At 73.0% G+C, this 5,587-nt stretch carries 2 protein-coding genes; both read right to left on the bottom strand.

Annotated elements, in window-relative coordinates; genetic code table 11:
• Positions 1-128: 128 nt before the first annotated feature.
• Positions 129-1,700 (bottom strand): S28 family serine protease, encoded by a 1,572-nt coding sequence (locus LCE31_RS19050; RefSeq protein ID WP_225015722.1) that lies wholly within the window; start codon positions 1,698-1,700, stop codon positions 129-131.
• A gap of 190 nt (positions 1,701-1,890) precedes the next feature.
• Positions 1,891-5,478, bottom strand: coding sequence for an ABC transporter ATP-binding protein (locus tag LCE31_RS19045; protein WP_374118500.1), 3,588 nt, complete (start codon positions 5,476-5,478; stop codon positions 1,891-1,893).
• Positions 5,479-5,587: the final 109 nt, after the last annotated feature.

Genomic DNA, 5,587 nt, shown 5'->3' with positions numbered 1-5,587 from the left:
CGCGGCGTGTTCGGGTGCGTACGGGGGCCCCCCGGGGCGGGGGGGGGGGGGGCCCCCCGCCCCCCCCCCCCCCCCCCCCCCCCCCCCCCCCCCCCCCCCCCCACGTCCGGGTACCTGGCGTGTGAGGGCTACGGCAGCATGGCCGGCCCCCGCGTCACCTCTCGCGTGTCCAGCTTCTTGTCGAAGGGCACGAGCGGCTTCGCCTTGCTCTCGTCCTGCCGCACGGCCGCGGGCGCCACGCCCGCCCAGTCGAGGATGCGGGCGGTCGCCTTCGTCCGCTGGGCGGCGACGAGGCCCGCCACGTTCGCGCCATGGTTCGCGCCCGGCGCGGTGAACACGTAGCTGTCGCGCGACCCCTGGCCGACCTGGAAGCGCTCGGAGCCCCAGGGGTCGTTCTGCCCGTACACGAACAGCATGTGGTCGGCGTGGTGCCGCACCCAGCTGTCGACGTCCGGCATCGCGCCCGGGTCGAACCGCATCGGGATGGACCGCGGCACGAAATCGCGCGGCGGCTGGTAGCCGTACCGGCTCAGACCGCCGAGCCAGGGCTGCTTGATGTCCGGCGAACCCAGCTGCGTACCGGCCTGGTAGTAGTACGGCGTGTACTGCTCAAGCCCCTGGTCCGTGTAGGCGGAGAACCCGGAGATCGTGTCGATGCTGTCGTAGATCTGCTGGTCCGTGGCGGTCTTGGCGTCCGCGGGGATGCTGTCGCAGTCGGACAGCAGGCTGTACTGCCAGTAGGCCCACACGTAGTCGAGCACCACGGCCTCGTACGCCTTGTCGAGGGTGCCCACGGTGGTGAAGGTGTAGCCGCCCGCGCGCGCCCAGTCGGCGTACTCGCGCTCCAGCGGCTTCCGCCGGACGAGAGCCTCCCGCTGTACGGCCTCGACGCGGTCGCGGCACGCCTTCGTACCCACGGTGGCGAGGAAGCGGTCGTACGCCGAGTCCTCGTTGTTGACGACGTCGTCGGGCGCGACGTACGCGACCACGCCGTCCATGTCGCGCGGGTAGAAGCGCTCGAAGTACGTGGCGGTCATGCCGCCCTTCGAACCGCCCGTCGCGAGCCACTTCCCGGAGTAGATCGCCTTGAGCGCGGTGAAGACGCGGTGCTGGTCACTGGCCGCCTGCCAGATGTCCAGCGTCGTCCAGTCGGCCGGGTCGGGCCGGGACGGCGTGAAGTAGCGGTACTCCAGGGAGACCTGATTGCCGTCGACGATCTGGGTCGGCTCGCTGCGGCTCGGCGTGGTGGAGACGTTGTAGCCGCTGGTGAAGAAGACGGTGGGGCGGTCCACGCCCTTGTGCAGCAGGGTGATCCGCTGCTGGAAGGTGCCCCGGGAGGGGTGCCTGTGGTCGACGGGCTGGGTGTAGTCGAGGACGAAGTACCGGTAGCCGTCGACCGGCTTCTCCTGGATCAGGCTCATCCCCGGGATGGCGAGGATGCGGTCCTTGATGTCTGCGGTGCTGGCGGTGCTGGTGTTGGTACCGGTGCTGGCGGTGCTGGCGGTGTTGCTGGTGCTGCCGGTGGTGGCGGGTCCGGTGGTGGCGGATGAGCCGGTGGTGCCTGGCCCCGTCGTGGCGGATGAGCCGGGTGGGCCGGATGAGCCTGTGGTGTCGGGTTCCGCGGCGCCGGCCGCGCCTGCCGTGCCGAGTGCGGCTATCAGCAGCGCGAGACTCAGCAGCCATCTGAGCGCCTTGCCCATTCACACTCCCTCGTGTTCATGACAGACGCCCGTGACAGTACGGGCCCGCCGGGCGTGCCGCCAGGGCTCGTGCCGTTTGCCGGGGTTCAACCACTCGTAGGACTCACGCGAGACCCCCGTAGGGCCTGGCGCGAGGCCCTCGCAGGGCCCGGGCCGGGAGCCGGGGACGGGCTCCGCGGGCCCGGGCGTGTCACGCCACCGCGGGCTCCTCCTCGCCCACGAAGCTGCGCCACAGGCGCGCGTAGCGGCCGTCCAGGGCGAGCAGTTCCTCGTGCGTGCCGTCCTCCGCGATCCGGCCGTGGTCCATCACGACCACCCGGTCCGCGCGCGCCGCCGTCGTCAGCCGGTGCGCCACCACGAGCGTCGTACGCCGTCCCGTCAGGCGCTCCGTGGCCCGGTTGACGGCCGCCTCGCTCGCGAGGTCGAGCGCCGCGGTCGCCTCGTCGAGCAGCAGGATGTCCGGGTCGACGAGTTCCGCGCGGGCGAGCGCGATCAGCTGGCGCTGGCCCGCCGACAGATTGCGCCCGCGCTCGGCGACCCGGTGCAGGTAGCCGCCGTCGAGCGTGGCGATCATGTCGTGCGCGCCGACCGCTCGGGCCGCCGCCTCCACCTCGGCGTCGCCCGCCCCGGGCCGCCCGTAGGAGATCGCGTCCCGGACCGTGCCGGGGAAGAGATACGCCTCCTGCGGCACGACACCGAGCCGGTGCCGGTACCCGGCGAGGTCGAGCTCCCGCAGGTCGGCGCCGTCGACCGTGACGCGCCCGCCGGTCGGGTCGTAGTAGCGCGCGACGAGCTTGACGAGCGTCGACTTGCCCGCGCCGGTCTCGCCGACGAAGGCGACCGTCTGGCCGGCCGGGATGCGCAGGTCCACGGAGCGCAGCGCGGCCTCTTTCCGGGGACCGGCCGCGATCCCGGCGCCCGCGACGGCGCTCGCGCCGCCCGCGCTCGCGCCTCCCGGAAGGATCTCGGGGCCCTCCTGCTCCTCGCCGCCCGTGCTGTCGGCCGCGTAGTGGAAGTCGACGTCCTCGAAGGCGATCTCGCCACGCAGCGCGCCCACGCTCACCGGGTGCTCCGCCGCGATCGTCGACGTGGGTTCGCGCAGCAGTTCCTGGATGCGCGTGAGGGAGACCGTCGCCTGCTGGTAGCCGTCGAAGACCTGCGAGAGCTGCTGGACGGGGGCGAAGAACAGGTCGATGTAGAGCAGGTACGCGACCAGCGCGCCCGTGGTGAGCGTGCCCGCCTGCACGCGGTCCGCGCCGACGATCAGTACGGCGGCCGCCGCGACCGACGACAGGAACTGCACGAACGGGAAGTACACCGAGATGAGCCACTGGCCGCGGCTGCGGGCGTGCAGGTAGTGCATGCTGCGTCCGGCGAACCGCTCGCCGCCGTCCTTCTCGCGCCGGAACGCCTGCACGATGCGCAGGCCGGAGACGGTCTCCTGGAGGTCCGCGTTGACCACGCCGATGCGCTCACGCGCCAGCGTGTAGGCCCGTACGCTCCTGCGCCGGAAGAAGTACGTGCCGACGACGAGCACCGGCAGCGTGGCGAACACCACGAGCGCCAGCTGCACGTCGATGAAGAGCAGCACCGCCAGGATGCCGAGGAAGGTGATCGCGGAGACCAGCGCGGTGACCAGGCCCGTCTGGAGGAACGACGACAGGGCGTCCACGTCGGTGGTCATCCTGGTCATGATCCGGCCGGTCAGCTCGCGCTCGTAGTAGTCCAGGCCGAGCCGCTGGAGCTGGGAGAAGATCTTCAGCCGCAGCGCGTACAGGACCCGTTCGCCGGTCCTGCCGGTCATCCGGGCCTCGCCGATCTGCGCCGCCCACTGGGCGAGCGCGACGAGCAGCCCGAGCCCGGCCGCCGACCACACCGCGCCGATCACCACCTTGTCGACGCCCTGGTCGATGCCGTGCCGGACCAGGACCGGCAGCAGCAGGCCCATCCCGGCGTCGGCCGCGACGAACAGCAGGCTCGCCGTCAGGGCGCCGCCGAAGCCGCGCAACAGCCTGCGCAGGCCGTACGAGGACTCCGCGCGGACGGCGCGCTCCTCGTCGACGCCGGGCTCGTCGGTGGCGGGCGGCAGCGCGGCGACCTGCGCCAGCAGCTCGGGGGTGGCGCCCACGGCGGCCTCCTCCTCGGCGACCTCGTCACGCGCCCAGAGCGTGGGCGTGATGCCGCGCTCCGCGTCGAAGTCGGCGTCGAACTCCGTCTCGATGCCCTCGCGCGCCACCTCTTCGCGTACGGCGATCCGCTCGGCGGCCGTGCGCGTCCCCGCGCTCTCCTCGGCGGCCGCCGCGGACCCGCGTACCCCGTCGATCTCCGGCTCCACGGGGCTCTCGCCCAGTTCGTCGGGGTCGGTGAGCAGCCGCCGGTAGAGGGCGGAGCGCCGCTGGAGCTCGTCGTGGGTGCCGATGTCGGCGAGCCGGCCGCCGTCGAGCACGGCGATCCGGTCGGCCAGGCCCAGCGTGGAGCGGCGGTGGGCGATCAGCAGCGTCGTACGGCCCGCCATCACGCCGCGCAGCGCCTCGTGGATCTCGTGCTCGACGCGCGCGTCGACCGCGGATGTCGCGTCGTCCAGTACGAGAAGGCGCGGATCGGTGAGGATCGCGCGGGCGAGCGCGATGCGCTGGCGCTGGCCGCCGGAGAGTGTGAGGCCCTGCTCGCCGACGCGGGTGTCGTAGCCCTCGGGGAGCGCGGCGATGAACCGGTCCGCCTGGGCGAGGCGCGCGGCGCGCTCCACGTCCGCCTGGATCGCGTCGCGGCGGCCGTACGCGATGTTGGCGCGGACCGAGTCGGAGAACAGGAAGCTGTCCTCGGGCACCAGGCCGATGGCGGCGCGCAGCGAGTCGTACGTGAGCTCGCGCACGTCGTGGCCCCCGATGAGGACGGCGCCGTGCGTGACGTCGTAGAAGCGCGGCAGCAGAAGGGAGGCGGTGGATTTGCCGCTGCCGGACGAGCCGACGACGGCGAGGGTCTCGCCGGGCTCGACGCGCAGCGACAGGCCGTCGAGGACGGGCCTGCCCTCCTGGTAGGCGAAGGACACGTCGTCGAACTCGACGGACGCCTCCGCGTCGGCAGGCAGCTCCTTGGTGCCCTCCGTCATGGTGGGCTCGGTGTCGATGAGGTCCAGGACGCGCTCGACGCCCGCGCGGGCCTGCTGGCCGACGGTGAGCACGACAGCGAGGCTGCGCACGGGCCCGACGAGCTGCGCGAGGTACGTGGAGAACGCGACGAACGTGCCGAGCGTGATCTGGCCCCGGGTGGCGAGCCAGCCGCCGAGCGCCAGCATGGCGACCTGGCCGAGGGAGGGCACGGCCTGGAGCGCGGGCGTGTAGCGGGCGTTGAGCTTCACGGTACGCAGGCGGCCCGCGAAGAGCTTCCTGCCCACCCGGCGGAGCTTGTCGGTCTCCTGGTCCTCCTGCCCGAAGCCCTTGACGACGCGGACGCCCGTGACGGCCCCGTCCACCACGCCCGCGACGTCCGCGGCCCTGGTCTGCGCGTACCAGGTCGCGGGGTGCAGCCGGGAGCGGCTGCGGCGGGCGATGGCGTAGACGGCGGGGGCGACGGCGAGCGCGATCAGGGTCAGCGGCGGCGAAAGCACCGCCATGATCACGAGGGAGACGATGAACAGCAGCACGTTGCCGATCGTCATCGGCAGCATGAACAGCAGCCCCTGGATGAGCTGGAGGTCGCTGGTGGCGCGCCCGATGACCTGGCCGGTGCTCAGGGTGTCCTGCCGGCGGCCGTCGAGCCGGGTGAGCGATCTGTACATGTCCGTGCGCAGGTCGTGCTGGACGTCGAGGGCGACCCGTGCCCCCGGGGGGGGGGGGGCCCAAGGGGGGGGGGTGGAGCCGCCCGCGGCCGCGCCCCGCCGGCCCCGG

The sequence above is a fragment of the Streptomyces sp. 8L genome (genome assembly GCF_020176795.1).
GTDB lineage: Bacteria > Actinomycetota > Actinomycetes > Streptomycetales > Streptomycetaceae > Streptomyces.
Note: the sequence above shows the minus strand (reverse complement) of the source record. Positions and strands in the feature narration are given on the sequence as shown.